Origin of the sequence: Rhizobacter terrae, from assembly GCF_003852895.1 — a bacterium.
Classification (GTDB): Bacteria; Pseudomonadota; Gammaproteobacteria; order Burkholderiales; family Burkholderiaceae_C; genus Albitalea; species Albitalea terrae.
Window position 1 is genome coordinate 1,053,704 of the sequence record NZ_QUSW01000001.1, and the last position, 14,703, is coordinate 1,068,406.

At 66.2% G+C, this 14,703-nt stretch carries 16 protein-coding genes; 4 read left to right on the forward strand and 12 right to left on the reverse strand.

From position 1 onward, the window contains the following. Positions 1 to 6 precede the first annotated feature (6 nt). The 7 genes from epsG to DZC73_RS04870 all read right to left on the reverse strand — a co-directional run bounded on the left by epsG (position 7) and on the right by DZC73_RS04870 (position 6,271). Positions 7 to 912: a chain length determinant protein tyrosine kinase EpsG gene (gene epsG, locus DZC73_RS04840; protein WP_124539033.1), complete on the reverse strand. Its 906-nt coding sequence runs from the start codon at positions 910 to 912 to the stop codon at positions 7 to 9. A gap of 1 nt (position 913) precedes the next feature. Further along, positions 914 to 2,329: a chain length determinant protein EpsF gene (epsF, locus tag DZC73_RS04845; RefSeq protein ID WP_124539034.1), complete on the reverse strand. Its 1,416-nt coding sequence runs from the start codon at positions 2,327 to 2,329 to the stop codon at positions 914 to 916. 8 nt (positions 2,330 to 2,337) lie between these two features. Next, a complete protein-coding gene (gene epsE / locus DZC73_RS04850) occupies positions 2,338 to 3,150 on the reverse strand; it encodes a polysaccharide export protein EpsE (RefSeq protein ID WP_124539035.1) in 813 nt (270 codons plus the stop codon). A 76-nt stretch (positions 3,151 to 3,226) separates the two neighbouring features. Then, positions 3,227 to 4,252 carry an EpsD family peptidyl-prolyl cis-trans isomerase gene (locus tag DZC73_RS04855; RefSeq protein ID WP_124539036.1) on the reverse strand — a complete coding sequence of 342 codons (1,026 nt, stop codon included), beginning with the start codon at positions 4,250 to 4,252 and terminating at the stop codon, positions 3,227 to 3,229. 328 nt (positions 4,253 to 4,580) lie between these two features. Beyond that, positions 4,581 to 5,312, reverse strand: coding sequence for a bifunctional demethylmenaquinone methyltransferase/2-methoxy-6-polyprenyl-1,4-benzoquinol methylase UbiE (ubiE, locus tag DZC73_RS04860; RefSeq protein WP_124539037.1), 732 nt, complete (start codon positions 5,310 to 5,312; stop codon positions 4,581 to 4,583). Between the two features lie 13 nt (positions 5,313 to 5,325). Continuing rightward, positions 5,326 to 5,742: a gamma-butyrobetaine hydroxylase-like domain-containing protein gene (locus DZC73_RS04865; RefSeq protein ID WP_124539038.1), complete on the reverse strand. Its 417-nt coding sequence runs from the start codon at positions 5,740 to 5,742 to the stop codon at positions 5,326 to 5,328. Between the two features lie 64 nt (positions 5,743 to 5,806). Then, positions 5,807 to 6,271 carry an HIT family protein gene (locus DZC73_RS04870; RefSeq protein WP_235834982.1) on the reverse strand — a complete coding sequence of 155 codons (465 nt, stop codon included), beginning with the start codon at positions 6,269 to 6,271 and terminating at the stop codon, positions 5,807 to 5,809. A 110-nt stretch (positions 6,272 to 6,381) separates the two neighbouring features. Here DZC73_RS04870 and DZC73_RS04875 point away from each other — a divergent pair, with 110 nt between their 5' ends. Beyond that, positions 6,382 to 7,365, forward strand: a complete 984-nt coding sequence (locus DZC73_RS04875; protein ID WP_124539039.1) for a Bug family tripartite tricarboxylate transporter substrate binding protein — start codon at positions 6,382 to 6,384, stop codon at positions 7,363 to 7,365. A 15-nt stretch (positions 7,366 to 7,380) separates the two neighbouring features. On the opposite strand, the gene DZC73_RS04880 is transcribed toward DZC73_RS04875, so the two are convergent. After that, entirely contained in the window at positions 7,381 to 8,160 is a 780-nt protein-coding gene (locus DZC73_RS04880) for an ABC transporter permease (protein ID WP_124539040.1), read from the reverse strand. Positions 8,161 to 8,200: 40 nt separating this feature from the next. Continuing rightward, a complete protein-coding gene (locus DZC73_RS04885) occupies positions 8,201 to 9,166 on the reverse strand; it encodes an ABC transporter ATP-binding protein (RefSeq protein WP_124539041.1) in 966 nt (321 codons plus the stop codon). Between the two features lie 122 nt (positions 9,167 to 9,288). On the opposite strand from DZC73_RS04885, the gene DZC73_RS04890 reads away from it, so the two are divergent. Both DZC73_RS04890 and DZC73_RS04895 read left to right on the forward strand, forming a co-directional pair. Further along, positions 9,289 to 9,951: a TetR/AcrR family transcriptional regulator gene (locus DZC73_RS04890; protein ID WP_124539042.1), complete on the forward strand. Its 663-nt coding sequence runs from the start codon at positions 9,289 to 9,291 to the stop codon at positions 9,949 to 9,951. 17 nt (positions 9,952 to 9,968) lie between these two features. Further along, positions 9,969 to 10,742 carry a tetratricopeptide repeat protein gene (locus DZC73_RS04895; RefSeq protein ID WP_124539043.1) on the forward strand — a complete coding sequence of 258 codons (774 nt, stop codon included), beginning with the start codon at positions 9,969 to 9,971 and terminating at the stop codon, positions 10,740 to 10,742. A 651-nt stretch (positions 10,743 to 11,393) separates the two neighbouring features. On the opposite strand, the gene DZC73_RS04900 is transcribed toward DZC73_RS04895, so the two are convergent. Further along, positions 11,394 to 12,827, reverse strand: coding sequence for a wax ester/triacylglycerol synthase family O-acyltransferase (locus DZC73_RS04900; RefSeq protein ID WP_235834983.1), 1,434 nt, complete (start codon positions 12,825 to 12,827; stop codon positions 11,394 to 11,396). Positions 12,828 to 12,924: 97 nt separating this feature from the next. Between DZC73_RS04900 and DZC73_RS04905 the strand changes: the two genes are divergently transcribed. After that, entirely contained in the window at positions 12,925 to 13,179 is a 255-nt protein-coding gene (locus DZC73_RS04905) for an acyl-CoA-binding protein (protein ID WP_124539044.1), read from the forward strand. A 116-nt stretch (positions 13,180 to 13,295) separates the two neighbouring features. Here the strand turns inward: DZC73_RS04905 and DZC73_RS04910 are convergent, their stop codons facing one another. Both DZC73_RS04910 and DZC73_RS04915 read right to left on the reverse strand, forming a co-directional pair. Then, positions 13,296 to 13,628 (reverse strand): polyhydroxyalkanoic acid system family protein, encoded by a 333-nt coding sequence (locus tag DZC73_RS04910; RefSeq protein WP_124539045.1) that lies wholly within the window; start codon positions 13,626 to 13,628, stop codon positions 13,296 to 13,298. A 3-nt stretch (positions 13,629 to 13,631) separates the two neighbouring features. After that, positions 13,632 to 14,702, reverse strand: coding sequence for an aminopeptidase (locus tag DZC73_RS04915; RefSeq protein WP_124539046.1), 1,071 nt, complete (start codon positions 14,700 to 14,702; stop codon positions 13,632 to 13,634). Between the last annotated feature and the right edge of the window lies 1 nt (position 14,703).

The following is a 14,703-nucleotide window of genomic DNA, read 5'->3' on the forward strand; positions in this document are numbered from 1 at the left end:
TCAGGCTCACTTCTTCTTGGCCTTCTTGGGCGGCGGCACGTCGTTGAGCACCGAGCCCACCACCGCCACGCCGGATTCGGTCAAGCCCTGCACCATGTCGTTGAAGGCATGGACGCGGGTGGCGCCGGTGCGGGCCACGGCCAGCACGGAGCCCGTGCGCGCGGCGATCATGGCGGCATCCTCGCCCACCGACAGCGAGGGCGTGTCGATGATGACGACGTCGAAGCTGGCGCGCGCATGAATCAGGAACTCGTCCAGGTTCATCTTGCTCAGCAGTTCGAGCGGGTTGGGCGGGATGGGGCCCGAGGGCAGCACGTACAGGCCGGCCAGGTCGGTGATGCGGATGATGGCCTCGTCGCGCGAGCGGCCTGCGAGCACGGTGGACAGGCCCACCTTGTTCTGCAGCAGGAAGAGCTCGTGCTGGCGCGGGTTGCGCATGTCGGCGTCGATCAGCAGCGTGCGCTCGCCCAGCTGCGAGAAGATGATCGCGAGGTTGGCCGCCAGGTAGGTGCGGCCCACGCCGGGGTCCGTGCCCACGACGGTCAGCACCTGGCGCTGCTCGGTCTTGTCGAACCAGCGCAGCATCAGCTGCGAGCGGATGGCGCGAAGCTGCTCCACGCGCGGGCTGAAGGGCTGGTAGGCCGCGACCAGCTCGTCCGACAGCGTCTTCTTCTCGGCGCTGGCGCGCAGGTAGGCATAGGAGAACTGCCGCGACAGCGCGTACTGGATGTCGGCTTCGGTCAGCAGGCCCAGGCGGATGGCCGCCTCGCCAAAGCGGATGTCGTGTTCCTTCTGGAACTGGATGATGCGCTCTGCGTCTTCCGGCGTGAGCACGCCGCTGTCCATCAGGATCGCGCCGATCGAGCGGTTGGCCCTCGGCGCGCCGGTGGCCACTGAAACGGTCATCTTCATGTCAGCGCGCTCCCGGGGCGTTCAGCATGGGCCGTGCAGGCCGCTGGCCGGAGGTCAGCTGGCGGAAGATCGGCCGCTTGGAATCAGCAGGACGCAGGACGCCGATGACCGGCACTCCAGGCGTCGCGAGCAGGTCCTGCGGGCCGCGCACGCGGCGGTCCAGCACTTCCCACAGCAAGGCGGCACCCACGCCCAGCAGCAGGCCGCCGACGATGGAGCCGATGATGTTCACCAGCACGCGCGGACGCGCCGGGAAGATGGGTTCTACTGCGGGGCTCAGCAGCCGGGTGTTGGCCTGCGTGTTCTGGCCTTCCAGGTTGAGCATGCTCACCTTCTGGCTCACGCCTTCGTAGGCCCGCTGGGCAGTTTCCACGTCGCGCAGCAGCACCGAGATCTGGTCCTTCTGCGAACGCAGCGACAGCACCGTCTTCTTCTGCGCCTCGACCAGTGCTCGCAGTTCGGCAATCTTCTGGCCTGTGCCGCGCACGATCACCGAGCTGCCGCCGGAAACCCGGCGAATCTCACTGGCGATCTGCTGGTTGAGTTCAGCGATCTGGGCTTCCAGGGCCAAACGCTGCGGATGGCTCTTGCCCACCACGCTGCTGATCTCGCTCAAGCGCTGCTGGGCCGTGGCCAGCTGGCTCTTCAGGCTCTGCACAGCTGCGTTGTTCAGCACGTCGGGCGAGGTGTCAGTGCCGGTGATGCGCTGGCGGGTCTGCGCATCGACGGACTCGGCCTCGGCCGTGCCCAGCTGGGCCAGCAGCGCGCCCAGGCGGGAGTTCTCCTGGTCCAGGCGTTCGTCGGAAACGACGATGCCCTTGTCCTGCTGGAACTTGGACAGCTTGGCCTGCGCCGCTTCCAGGTTGCTGCGCAGCAGCTTCACCTGCTCGTCGAGGAAGGTGGCCGACTGGCGGGCCGGCTCGATGCGCAGCTCCACCGACACGTCCATGTAGGCCTGCGCAAAGGCGTTGGCCGCGCTGGACGCGAAGGCGGCATCCTGCGAGGCGAAGCTGATGCTGATGACGTTGCTGCCGTGTGCGGGCTCCACCGTCAGGCCGCGCTGCAGCAGCCCGGCGAAGTAGCGCTCCAGCGGCACCTTGGCCTCGGTGGATTCACGCCACTGGCGAACCGCCTCCGGCGAGCGTTCCACGCCCAGCATCTTCACCACGCGGGATGCCACGCGGTCGCTCTTGAGCACTTCCACCTGCGTTGCCATGTAGGCGGGCGAGGCCAGGCCCGGCGCCAGGGCGCCGAGGATCGGGTCGTTGCGCACGTCCACGATCATGGACGCTTCAGCGATGAACTGCTTGGGAAGCGTCAGCGTGACCGCGGTACCGGCGCACGCCACGATGACGGCGATCACCAGCACCAGCCACTTCTTGGACCAGATGGCCCGGAACAACTGCAGGGGACTCATGGGCTACCTTAGAAAATCGACTCGCGCACGTAAATGACGTCGTCGCGCTCGACGAGGTCATTCATGTTCGGCTGGATGACGCGGGTCTGGCCGCTGGCGTCACGGCGATGGATGCGCAGGCCGCGGTCGGTGCCGCGCTGGGTGAGGCCGCCGGCCTGGGCCAGCGCCTGAAGCACCGTCATGCCGCGCTCCAGGCGCGCCACGCCGGGGTGCTGCACCTCGCCGTAGATGTACAGGAGCGGCGCACGGTCGACATAGATGATGTCGTTGTTGGCCACCGAGATGTCCAGCTCGCTCTTGCCGGCCTGCAGGATGGCGGGCAGGTCGATGTCCAGCCGGACCGGCTTGCCGTTGCGCGTGCCCACGAGCGTGATCACGTCCGAGCCGCCCTGGATCACGCCGCCGGCGGCCGCGATCATCTCGGACACCTTCATGTTGACCTGCTCGATCGGGTAGCGGCCCGGCTTGGCCACCTGGCCCAGGATGGAGATCTGGGCGCTGCGCACCTGCATCAGCGTCACGGCCACCTGGGGCTTGAGCACGAAGTTGCCGTCCTTCAGCGCCTTGGCGATCTTCTGCTCGGCGGCGGCACTGGACAGGCCGTCCAGCGAAACGGCGCCCACCAAAGGCATGGTGATCTGGCCGTTCTCCGACAGGCGGGTCTCGACGCCCAGGTCAGGGTTCTGGTAGACCGAAATCCGGATCACGTCGCCCGGGCCGAGCAGGTGCTCGGGCTTGGGTGCGGCGGCTGGCGCGTTCTGCGCGAACGCAGCGCTGATGCCGAACCAGAACATCAGCAGGGTCTTCAGGAAAAATCGCATCTTGGTTCCTCGGTTGAAGGTGGGTGTCAAGCGTGCCCCCGGCACTGCATCGGCACTCCCGTTGCCAGAGTTCTCGTTATTTCAATCCCTTGATGCCCTGCTCCAGCGTCGTGCCGGTGGGCATGGACGCGGGCTGCACGGGCAGAATCGGCTCGGGCGCTGACGCCGGAGTGGACGTCAGCGGCGACTTGGTGAGCTTGACCTCGGTGGCCGACGCCGCGGTGGCCGGCTTGGCGGTCGGGACGAAGTCGCCCACGTATTCGATCTTGGCGGCCGAGCGCAGCGACTTCAGGTCGTCTTCGATCACCTTGCGCTTGCGTTCGTTGATGAGGTAGGTCTCGATCGGGCCCTTGGCGCGGTCTTCGTCGACCGGCTGGCTGCGGGAACTGACCAGTACCAGCACTTGGGCGCCGCGCGAGGTCGGCACGAACTGGGCCTGGCCATCCTTCATCTGGGCGATGCTTTCCAGGCGGGCCAGGGGCAGCTGCTCGGCAGCGCGAACGGCCTGGTTGGCACCGAACTTGACGCTGTTGGCCTTCAGGTAGGCCACGAAGTCATTGATGTCCTTGGAGCTCTGCAGCCGGGTGCGCAGATCGTCGAGTTGCTCGGGCTTGGCCTCGATGACGATTTCCTGCAGGTTGTAGACGCGACGCTCGCGGAACAGCGCGGGGTTCTCGTCGTAGTACTTCTTGATTTCTTCCGGCGAAGGCTTGGGTGCGCCGGCGCCGATCTTCTCGATGTAGGCCCGTGCGATGATTTCACGGCGGGCCGCATCGACCTGCGCCACCACGCGCGGATCGCGGTCGATCTTCTGTTCGCCGGCCTTCTGCACGGCCAACTCCTGGTCGATCAGCTTTTCCAGCACCTGGCGGCTGGCGGAAGCAGCCTGCTCAGGCGCCAGGCCGCGCTGTGAAGCCAGCACGTGGTTGATCTGGTGGACGGTGATCTCTTCCTTGTTGACGCGCGCCGCGGTCTGCGAAGCGGCCTTCTTCTCGTCCTTCTTGCCGCAACCCGCGAGGAGCACCGACACGGCTGCAACGGCTACGGCTGCGACCCGGACCGAGGTCGTGATCGAACGGGACAAGGTGAACGTGGAAGTCATTGTGGTTCGGTCTCCAGGGCTTTTTTGTCAGGCTTTGCTGGTGGCGAATGGCTGAACGGTGGCGAACGGCGGGCATGGGATGCAGCATTCACGCCGCATCGAGGCATAAAACAATGGGAAACCCCGCCCAGTTCCGGGCAATCGCCGAGTGTACCGGCGATAGATGGCTACAAGACGGACCTCCCAGCCCCACGCTCACGCGAGGCCGATTAGAACGTGACCTGTACCCCAAGTTCAGGCCTCATCCCCCCGTGAGTAAGGGGGAACCCGGGCATCGGATTCGGGGGGTCGGCCCGCTTTCAACGGGTTCAACGGGACCTGTAACAGCTCAGCACTTGATGCCCACGTGCAGGGCGACGACGCCGGCACTGAGGTTGTGCACGTCCACGTGCCCGAAGCCGGCGGTCTTCATCATCTCCTTCAGCTCGGCCTGGCCGGGATGCATGCGGATGGACTCCGCCAGGTAGCGGTAGCTGTCGGCGTCGCCAGCCACGAGCTGGCCCAGGCGCGGGAGGATCTTGAACGAGTACCAGTCGTACGGTTTCTGCAGGGGCGCCGCCACCTTGGAGAACTCCAGCACCAGCAGCCGGCCACCCACGCGCAGCACGCGGTTCATCTCGGCCAGCGCACGGTCCTTGTGCGTCATGTTGCGCAGGCCGAAGGCCACGCTCACGAGGTCGAAGCTGGCCGTCGGAAAGGGCAGCGACTCCGCATCGCAGATGGACGTCGGCAGGGCCAGCCCTTCGTCGAGCAGGCGGTTGCGGCCCTGGCGCAGCATGGCCTCGTTGATGTCGGTGTGCACGACCAGGCCCTGGGCGCCCACCTTCTTGGCAAAGGCGCGCGACAGGTCGCCCGTGCCGCCGGCGATGTCCAGCACCTTGTCGCCGGGGCGCAGGTTGGCCACGGCCACGGTGTACGCCTTCCAGGCCCGGTGCAGGCCCATGGACATGAGGTCGTTCATCACGTCGTAGTTGGACGCGACGGAATCGAACACGCCGCGCACGCGGCCGGCCTTCTGGGAGTCGTCGACTTTTTCGAAGCCGAAGTGGGTTTCGCTCATGGTGGCGCTCGATTCAGTGGTGATGGCCGCAGGCCGCGCCGGACTTTTCCGGCATGGGTTCGTCGCGCGACATGCCGGCCTGGGCCAGGCGCTCCTCGTACTGGCGCCACAGCGTCTCCTGGTCGGCGCCCAGGTGGTAGAGGTAGTCCCACGAGAAGATGCCGGTGTCGTGGCCATCGGAGAACGTAGGCTGCACGGCGTAGTTGCCCACCGGCGCGATGGCGCTGATGCCGATCTCGCGCTTGCCCGTCTGCAGCACCTCCTGCCCCGGGCCATGGCCCTGCACCTCGGCGGAGGGCGAGTACACGCGCATCAGCTCGAAGGGAATGCGGAACTCGCGGCCATCGGAAAAGCCGATCTCCAGCACGCGTGACTGCTGGTGCACGGTGATGGAGGTGGGTTGCGGGGTGTTCGCGGTCAGGCCGGCCATGGCTTGCGGGGTGCTGCTGGGAGGAGGAGTAGTCGTGCCGCAGTTTATCGGAGGCCCGCGGCCGTCAGGCGTTTGCCAGCGCCTGCAGCACGGCGGCGTCCAGCACATCGAGGCCGACCGCCAGCCGCTCAGCCGCAGGCTGGGCCGGTTCGCGGGTCCGGGCACCCCAGATCGGGTTGGGAAAGTGGTCATCCCAGTCGAACCGGGCCATCACGTGCCAATGCAGGTGGGGCACCATGTTGCCGAACGCCGCCAGGTTGATCTTGGTCGGGTTGAGTTGCGCGATCAGCACCTGCTCGATGGCGCACACCAGGTCCATGCAGCGTGAGCGCTGCACGCCGGACAGGTCCGAGAACTCGCGCACGTGCCGGTTGCAGATCACCCGGTAGAAGGCCGGATGGGCTGCATCCTCCACCCGCACCGCCCGCCAATCGCCCTCGGACCACAGCAGGAGGCCGCCGGGGTTGGTGCAGAGGTCGCAGCCCGCCTGGGGCTGGGCAGGTGGCGTGAAGACGGGGGACATGCTCATCGGCCGATTATGGTCGCCGCGGACAAACGCCCCTGGATGAACCACGGCGCGAGCGCGGCCCCGGAACAGCCCCTAAGATGCCGCCCACCCTTCCACGCGGAAAGCCTCCAATGACGCAGATCATCACGCGCCGCGGCGCGCTCGCTTTCGCCGCGGCATCCGCCGCCCTCTCCTCACCCCTGCACGCCCTGGCGCAGGCCTGGCCCGCCCGGCCCGTCCGCTGGGTGGTGGCCTACCCGGCCGGCGGCGGCTCGGACTTCCTCGCCCGCCAGCTCGCACCGCAGCTGGGCAAGCAGCTGGGCCAGACCTTGGTCATCGAGAACAAGCCGGGCGCGGCCGGCATCATCGGCACCGACAATGCCGCGAAGTCGCCGCCCGACGGCTACACCATCGTCACCGGCGACAACGGCGCGATGGTGTTCCACAGCGCGATGTACAAGAAGCTGCCCTACGACCCGAAGGACCTGACGCCGGTGGGCTTCATGGCACGCTTCCCGCTGATCCTCGCGGTGAACCCGAACGCCGGCTTCACCAGCGGCAAGCAGTTGCTCGAAGAGGTGAAGAAGAACCCCGGCAAGTACAGCTACGCCTCGCCCGGCGTGGGCAGCCCGCACCACCTGGCGATGGAGCTGCTGAAGGATCGCGCCAAGGCATTCATCGTGCACGTGCCCTACCGCGGCACGGCACCGGCGGTGCAGGACGTGATCGGCGGCCAGGTGCCGATGATGGTGCTGGACACCGCGGCCGGACTGCCGCAGATCCGCACCGGCAAGGTCAAGGCGCTGGCGGTGATGTCGAAGAAGCGCATCCCCTCGCTGCCCGACGTGCCCACGCTGGACGAGCTGGGCATCAAGGATTTCGACGTGACCGCGTGGCAGGCGCTGTTCGTGCCCAAGGGGACGCCGGCCGACATCGTCTCCAAGCTGAGCATGGAGATGAACAAGGCCATCACCAATCCCGAGGTGAAGGCGCGGCTGGAGGACTTCGGCCTGGAAGTGACGCCTTCCGATGGTCCGGCGCTGGCAGCCTTCCTGCAGAAGGAAACGGCCTTCTGGCATGCGCTCATCAAGGAGCGCGGACTCTCTGCCGAATGATCCGGCCCGGCGGGCTCAGTGCCTGATCTTGTAGCCGATGCGCAGCAGGTTCAGCGCGATGCCCGCCACCACCGCGAAGCTCACGCCCACCACGCCCAGGCTGACCCAGGGCGAGACGTCGCTCACGCCGAAGAAGCCACGGCGAAAGCCATCGATCATGTAGAAGAACGGGTTCAGGTGGCTCACGCCCAGCCAGAACGCCGGCAGCGAATGCACCGAGTAGAAGACCCCTGACAGGAAGGTCATGGGCATGATGATGAAGTTCTGGAAGGCGGCCATCTGGTCGAACTTCTCGGCCCACAGCCCGGCAATCAAGCCCAGCGACCCCAGCATGCCCGCGCCCAGCAGGGCGAAGACGACGATCCACCAGGGCTCGGCGGCACGCAGCGGCGCGAACCACAGCGTCACCAGCATCACGCCCAGGCCCACCGCCAGCCCGCGCACCACAGCCGCGCCCACGTAGGCGATGAACCAGGCCCAGTGCGACAACGGCGCCACGAGCAGGAACACCAGGTTGCCGGTGATCTTGCTCTGGATGAGCGAAGAGCTGCTGTTGGCGAAGGCGTTCTGCAGCACGCTCATCATCACCAGGCCAGGAATGAGGAAGCTCGTGTAGCCCACGCCCTCGAACACCTGGACCCGGTTGGACAGCACGTGGCCGAAGATGAGCAGGTACAGCACCGCGGTGAGCACGGGCGCGGCCACGGTCTGGAAGGCCACCTTCCAGAAGCGCAGCACTTCCTTGTAGAGCAGCGTCTGCGTGCCGGCGAGGCGGCTGGTGGACACCTGGGTCATTCGGAAACCTCCGCGCTGCGCGCTGCGGTGCGAGCGGCGCTCATGCCGCAGCCTCCACCTTCAATGGCAAGGGTTTGGATTCGCCCTGCATGATTTCGAGGAACACATTTTCGAGATCCGCACGGCCGATCTCCAGGTCTTCGGGTTGGCAGCCGGCCGCGTGCAACCGGGCGAGCACCGCCTCGACCTCCTTGGCGTCATGGGCCTTGATCTGCACGATGCGCCCCGTCACCCGCGCCTTGGAGGCCAGGTCAGGCGGCAGCACGGCGTCGAGCTTGAACCGCATCATCGTGCTGGCGGTGCCGGCCAGCAGCGCCGAGGTGCGATCCAGCGCCACCACCTTGCCCTGCTTGAGCATGGCGATGCGCCCGCACAGCGCCTCGGCTTCCTCGAGGTAGTGCGTGGTCAGCAGCACCGTGTGCCCCTGCTTGTTGAGCCGCGCGACGAACTGCCACAGGGTCTGGCGCAGCTCCACGTCCACACCGGCGGTGGGCTCGTCCAGCACGATCACAGGTGGCCGGTGCACCAGCGCCTGGGCCACCAGCACCCGGCGCTTCATGCCGCCCGAGAGCTGGCGCATGTTGGCGTTGGCCTTGTCGGACAGTCCCAGGTTCTCCAGCAATTCGTCGATCCAGGCGTCGTTGTCGTAGACGCCGAAGTAGCCGCTCTGGATGCGCAGCGCCTCGCGCACGCTGAAGAACGGGTCGAAGACCAGTTCCTGCGGCACGATGCCCAGGCTGCGGCGGGCGGCGGCATAGTCGGCGACCACGTCGTGGCCGTGGACCTTGACCGCGCCGCCCGAGGCCCGCGCCAGGCCGGCCAGGATGCTGATCAACGTGGTCTTGCCCGCCCCATTGGGACCCAGCAGCCCGAAGAACTCGCCGGGCTGGATGTCGAAGGCCACGTTGTCCAGAGCGTGGACGCTGCCACGGGCCCCGACGTAGGTCTTGCTGACGTCCTGGAAGGAAATGGCAGGCGTGGAGGCGCCGGTGGAAATGCTCGACATGAGGGCGCGAATTGTAGGCAGCCGTATCGAATCGTGCAGCGCAAGGGGCGCTTCGCATTGGTCTGGCCGGCGGATGGTGCTAGATTGCCCGGCAAACCATAAAGGGCTCCCGAGACAAATCCATGGCAACGCAGGCCAAGAAACCGCGGCGTACCGCTGAGCGCATCCTCGAGGTCACGCTGGACCTCTTCAACCGGTTCGGCGAGCCCAACGTCTCCACGACCCTGATTTCCGCCGAGCTCAACATCAGCCCGGGCAACCTGTACTACCACTACCCGGCCAAGGACGAGCTGATCAACAGCCTGTTCGACCGCTACGAGCGCTCGCTCAACGAGCTGCTGCACGCGGCGGACAACGTGCGCAACGTGGAGGACGCGTGGCTGTTCTTCCACATGATGTTCGAGCTGATCTGGCAATACCGCTTCCTGTACCGCGACCTGAACGACCTGCTGTCGAAGAACCGTCGCCTGGAGACGCACTTCCAGTTCGTGCTGAAGAACAAGTCGCGCGCAGTGCAAAGCGTGCTCGACGGCCTGGCCCGAGGCAGCGCGATGCGCATGGATTCGCGCGAGGCCGAACCGGTGGCCACCTCGATGGTGGTGGTGCTGACCTACTGGCTGAGCTACGAATACGTGCGAGATCCGCGCAAGGCGCTGGAACCCGAGAGCGCCGGCGCCGCCTTGCTGCGCGGTGCCTTCCACGTGCTGAGCCTGCTCATGCCTTACCTTGAACCGGCCCAGAAGGAGCACCTGCTCGGCTTGGTCGGCAACTACAACAGAACCTGAACCCCGGAGAACCTGTCATGGCCAAATGGACTGCCTTCCCCTACGACGCGGACGACTACACCTATGACGCCGCCGCGCTGAAGAAGAACTGGGCGCGGCTGCACGCCGGTGACGCCGAGCCCCTGCCCAAGGACGAGAAGGTGCTGGCCGCCTGGGCGCTGTTCCATGCGGGCGACTTCCAGAAGGCGACCGAGGCAGGCCTGAAGGCGGGTGGCGCAGGCATCACGGTCGCGAACAAGGCCCAGTCCATCTACGCCAACTACCTGGAAAAGAGCGAGAAGACCAAGCTCGCGATGTTCATGGAAGTCGCCGAGCGTGCTGAAGCGCAGGCTGCGGAAGACCCCAAGAACGCCAACGCGCACTACTTCATGGCCTATGCGCTGGGCCGCTACAGCCAGGGCATCAGCGTGGCCAAGGCACTGGCCCAGGGACTCGGCGGCAAGGTCAAGGGCGCGCTGGAAACCGCCATCAAGCTGCAGCCTAAGCATGCGGATGCGCACATCGCGCTGGGCGCCTTCCATGCAGAGGTGATCGACAAGGTCGGCTCGCTGCTGGGACGCACCCAGGGCGCCAGCAAGGACACGGGCCTGTCGATGTACAAGCAGGCCTTGAAGCTGAATCCTTCATCGGCCATCGCGATGGTCGAGTACGCGAATGGGCTTGTCATGCTTGAAGGCGACAAGAAGATGAAGGAAGCTGAGAAGCTCTACGCACAGGCTGCTGAATGCGAGGCCAAGGATGCCATGGAGCGGCTCGATGTGGAGATGGCGAAGGCTGAACTCGAGGAATGAGCTGACGCCTCGATCGGGTGGTGCAAAGGCGTGGGTGGGCTGGCTGGGGCGCGCGGCGGAAGCGGTCGGCCGTTGGCCGACTCCGCTGCGGTGCTCGGGCTTGTGGTCCGGCGAGAAACTCGCTTCAGGCCCCTGCGGTGCCTTGCGCTCAAACAGTCTCGCCGAGCATGAGGACGAAGCGCGCTTCGCGCGCGACCACAAGCCCTGGCCTTGCAGGCCGCGCCGGGCCAAGGCCCGGCCGTTCGCAAGGCACAAGAGGTCCACTGGACCTCTTGTGTCCGTGCTCACCTCCTCGCCGCTTCCTGATGCGCGCCCCAGCCAGCCCACCCACGCCTTTGCTGTTGCAGCACTTGGTTTTCTCGTCGAGCACCCCCACCGGTTGTTGAGCGGCAGGCGGCATGGGCCAGGGGCTGCGTCTGTGGCGGCGAGCAGCGCAGCACCGAGGGGTGGCGTGCGCAGCACGCTTCGTCCTCATACTTGCCTCGGCTGTTTGACCGCAGCGCACCGCAGGGGCGCGTAGGGAGTTCCGAGGCACACCCCTCGGTGCGAGCAGCACAGCGCAGTCGGCCGCAGGCCGACCGCCACAGCCGCAGCCCCTGGCCCATGCCGCCTGCCGCGGCCCCACCCAACAGAGGCGAAAGAAAAGCAGCGCTAAGCCGCCTCGCCCCAAGGCAGCATCAGCGTGACCATCAGCAGCTTCTCGAACTCCGGTTCGAACCGGTCGATGATCTGCTGAGGCTTCGGGCACAGCTTTTCGTCGGTGATCAACCCGAACTGCACGCCGCCGCCGTACGAGAGGATGCTCACACCCATGCCGATGTCGCCCGATTGCGGCACCCAGAACATCGTCTGGCGAAGGGTCGAGCCGCAGAACTTCAGCGGCTTGGCCGGACCCGGCACGTTGGTCATCACCGCCGTGGCCTTCTTGGCGAACATGTTGAGCAGCGCATCCTGCACCGGCTTGATCAGCAGCCCTGCCACTGACAGAACGGCGAAGGCCAGCACCGGCTGGTAGCTGCCCTTGAGTTCGTTCATGCGGGCCCGGACGGCGTAGACGCGCTCGATGGGGTTGCTGATGCCGATGGGCAGCACCAGCGGCACCAGGCCGAAGCGGTTGCCGAGCTGGTAGGCCTTCTCCAGCGGCCGAAGGTTCACCGGCACCATCGCGCGGATTTCCTTGCCGTCGGGGTCCTCGCCCCGGTCACGCAGGTACTCGCCGATGGCACCGGCCACGCAGGCCAGCAGCACGTCGTTGACGGAGCAGTTCAGCGCCTTGCCCACGGCCTTCACATGGTCCAGCGCGAGGGGCTCGCCCCAGGCCACGGTCTTCTTGCCGATGGGCTTTCCCTTGAGCTGCGTGGCCGAGTCGTCGGGCATCAGCGCCATGGAGGCCACGTCGCTCACCACCTGGTAGCCGGTGCGCGCCATGTCCATCGAGCCGAAGAGCGGCTGGTACGGATTGGCCAGCACCTCCATGGACTTGGCCACGCCGCTGCCATACATGCCAATGGCCTTGGTCGTGAGGTCGGTGAAGGGTTTGACCACGGCATCGGTGAGCCAGTCGCGGTCGGTGTCTTCGTCGGCCTTGCGGGCGCGACGCTCGGGCGGGTCCATGCCGCCGTCAGTGATCGAAAGCATCACCGAGATCAGCGCGATGCCGTCGGCGATGCAGTGATGCACACGGGCGATGAGCGCGCTGCCGCCCTCGTAGCCGTCGATGAGGTGGAACTGCCACAACGGCCGTGCCGGGTCCAGCGGCTGCATCGACAAGTCGCCCACGAACTCCTGCAAGGCGGCACGCTCGCTCTGCCCGCGGCGGCGCTTGAGGGTGTGCTTCACGATGTGGTGGCCGACGTCGAAGTCCTCGTCATCGACCCAGCTCGCACCCATGGAATCCTCAACCACCTTCTGCTTGAAGCGGCCGTACTTGAGCAGCTTGTCGCTCACGCGCTCGGCCAGCGCCTCGTAGGTGATGCCCGGCTGAAGCAGCCACACGCCCACGATCATCATCAGGTTGACGTCGTTGTCCATCCGCAACCAGGCGGTGTCCACACGTGACATGCGCTCGGTGGCGGCTGCAGGCATGGGGAGTCTCCTCTAAGGCATTGGTGTGTGGCGGGCCGCGTTGCTGGGTAACATCCGGCCCGGTCTATCGCCGATTTTTACCTACTGGAGACGCAGCATGGCTGACTTGAAGGCCCAATTCGAACAAGCAGTGGCTGATTCGAAGAAGCTGTCGGAAAAGCCCGACAACATGACGCTTCTGAAAATCTACGCCCTCTACAAGCAAGCCAGCGCAGGCGACGTGGAAGGCAAGCGTCCCGGGTTCACCGACATGGTGGGCCGCGCCAAGTTCGACGCCTGGGCGGAGCTCAAAGGCAAGACTGGCGACGAAGCCATGCAGGAATACGTCGACCTCATCGAATCCCTGAAATAACGGCCCCCCAGTCGCTGGCGCTCCTGCCCCCGAGGGGCGCCACCCAGCGGGCTGGCAAAGCCAGTCCCGCGGGCGTTGCTGGATGAGCGCGTCGCTGCGCTCGCTTTTGCTTTGCCCTACTTTTTTGCGGCCTTTTTCGCCGGCGCCTTCTTGGGCTTGTTGCTCACCAGCAGCTCGTCCAGGTTGCGTTCGATCTCCGACTCGATGGTCTTGCTGAAGGCCCCGAGCAGGAAGCCCAGCTTCGCGTCGAGTTCGAAGCGGTCGGCGGCCACCAGCAGCTGGCCCTTTACCCCGGGTCGGGTGAATTCGACCGTGTCCGTCTCATCGCCCTCGATGACGGTGCATTCCATGTCGAACTTCTTCTCCACCTCCTCGGCCCACTGCCAGGCGACTTCGCGTGCCTTGGCCAGGCCCAGCTTGTGGTTGCGGTGGATGCGGATGTCGGGCATGGATCAGTCTCCTTGGCGCAGCGCGGCGCGGCGTTCGTTCTTGGGCAGCTTGGCCAGGCGCTTGACCTCCGCATAGAAGCGGGGAAAGTCGCGCCCCTCGCGCTCGAACAGACGCTCGAAGTCGGGCACCAGTTCGTTGTAGGCGGCCAGCACGCCGAAGGCCGCATTGTTGGCGCGCGAGAACCAGCCGTCATACCCTGAAAACCCGCCCCAGCGCTGGGCCTTCATGGCAGCGTATTCGTCACGCAGCTCGACCATGATGGCCGCCTTGCGGGCACGCTTCTCGTCGTCGGTGGTGGAGCTCTTGTAGAGCGCGTCGAGCTTGTCACGGTACTTCTGCGTGATGACGCGGAAGTCCTGCCGCCGGGCGTCGTACTCGGCGTACTCCTGCCGGGCCTGCGCGGTGGACTTCTGCTCCAGCCAGCGCGTGCCGCCGATGCGCTCCACCGCGGTGGCGAACGATTCATTGAACTCGGTGTCGCCCGCGGCATACGCCACCTGGTGCGCGAGTTCATGGAAGATCAGCCGCGCCAGCTCGCCTTCGGGGTAGTGGATGAAGGTGCTGAGCAGCGGGTCGGAGAAGAAGTCGCCGGGCAAGGTGCCCAGCGTCGAATAAGCAGGCACGCCATAGACGCTGACTTCCAGCTTCTCGGCCCGCAGTTCCTCGGCAAAGGCATCGGCCCTCTGCCGATCGAAGTAGCCCCGGTAGCCGACGCAACCCACGACGGGGAAGCACCAGGTCTTCAGCGTGAGGCTCAGCTCCCGCGCGGCCACCACGTTCCAAACCGCTGCAGGCCGGTGCAGGTCGGCATAGCGGCGGTAGCTCGCGTTGTCGGGCAGCTTCAGCTCGGTCACGGCGTAGTCGCGGATGCGTTGCGTCAGCGCCAGCCGTTCCTTGAGCTCAGGCTTGGCCTCCTCGTCGCTCAGCCATTCCGGCACCGGCTTGGCGCTGCGCAGCAGGTCGAGGTGGCCGCCGACCGAATGCGCGTAGTAGCCCAGCGTGCTGCAGCCTGCCGTGAGGCACACCGTGCCCGCAGCCAGGGCCAGCGTGCCGACGATTCCGAGTCCTGCCATC

Excerpts from the sequence above, each read along its gene's own strand:
- epsF (WP_124539034.1), bottom strand. The coding sequence starts at position 2,329 with ATGAGTCCCCTGCAGTTGTTCCGGGCCATCTGGTCCAAGAAGTGGCTG.
- DZC73_RS04885 (WP_124539041.1), bottom strand. The coding sequence starts at position 9,166 with ATGTCGAGCATTTCCACCGGCGCCTCCACGCCTGCCATTTCCTTCCAG.
- DZC73_RS04875 (WP_124539039.1), top strand. The coding sequence starts at position 6,382 with ATGACGCAGATCATCACGCGCCGCGGCGCGCTCGCTTTCGCCGCGGCA.
- epsG (WP_124539033.1), bottom strand. The coding sequence starts at position 912 with ATGAAGATGACCGTTTCAGTGGCCACCGGCGCGCCGAGGGCCAACCGC.
- DZC73_RS04905 (WP_124539044.1), top strand. The coding sequence starts at position 12,925 with ATGGCTGACTTGAAGGCCCAATTCGAACAAGCAGTGGCTGATTCGAAG.
- epsE (WP_124539035.1), bottom strand. The coding sequence starts at position 3,150 with ATGCGATTTTTCCTGAAGACCCTGCTGATGTTCTGGTTCGGCATCAGC.
- DZC73_RS04915 (WP_124539046.1), bottom strand. The coding sequence starts at position 14,702 with ATGGCAGGACTCGGAATCGTCGGCACGCTGGCCCTGGCTGCGGGCACG.
- DZC73_RS04855 (WP_124539036.1), bottom strand. The coding sequence starts at position 4,252 with ATGACTTCCACGTTCACCTTGTCCCGTTCGATCACGACCTCGGTCCGG.
- DZC73_RS04895 (WP_124539043.1), top strand. The coding sequence starts at position 9,969 with ATGGCCAAATGGACTGCCTTCCCCTACGACGCGGACGACTACACCTAT.
- DZC73_RS04870 (WP_235834982.1), bottom strand. The coding sequence starts at position 6,271 with ATGAGCATGTCCCCCGTCTTCACGCCACCTGCCCAGCCCCAGGCGGGC.
- DZC73_RS04910 (WP_124539045.1), bottom strand. The coding sequence starts at position 13,628 with ATGCCCGACATCCGCATCCACCGCAACCACAAGCTGGGCCTGGCCAAG.
- DZC73_RS04865 (WP_124539038.1), bottom strand. The coding sequence starts at position 5,742 with ATGGCCGGCCTGACCGCGAACACCCCGCAACCCACCTCCATCACCGTG.
- DZC73_RS04900 (WP_235834983.1), bottom strand. The coding sequence starts at position 12,827 with ATGCCTGCAGCCGCCACCGAGCGCATGTCACGTGTGGACACCGCCTGG.
- ubiE (WP_124539037.1), bottom strand. The coding sequence starts at position 5,312 with ATGAGCGAAACCCACTTCGGCTTCGAAAAAGTCGACGACTCCCAGAAG.
- DZC73_RS04880 (WP_124539040.1), bottom strand. The coding sequence starts at position 8,160 with ATGACCCAGGTGTCCACCAGCCGCCTCGCCGGCACGCAGACGCTGCTC.
- DZC73_RS04890 (WP_124539042.1), top strand. The coding sequence starts at position 9,289 with ATGGCAACGCAGGCCAAGAAACCGCGGCGTACCGCTGAGCGCATCCTC.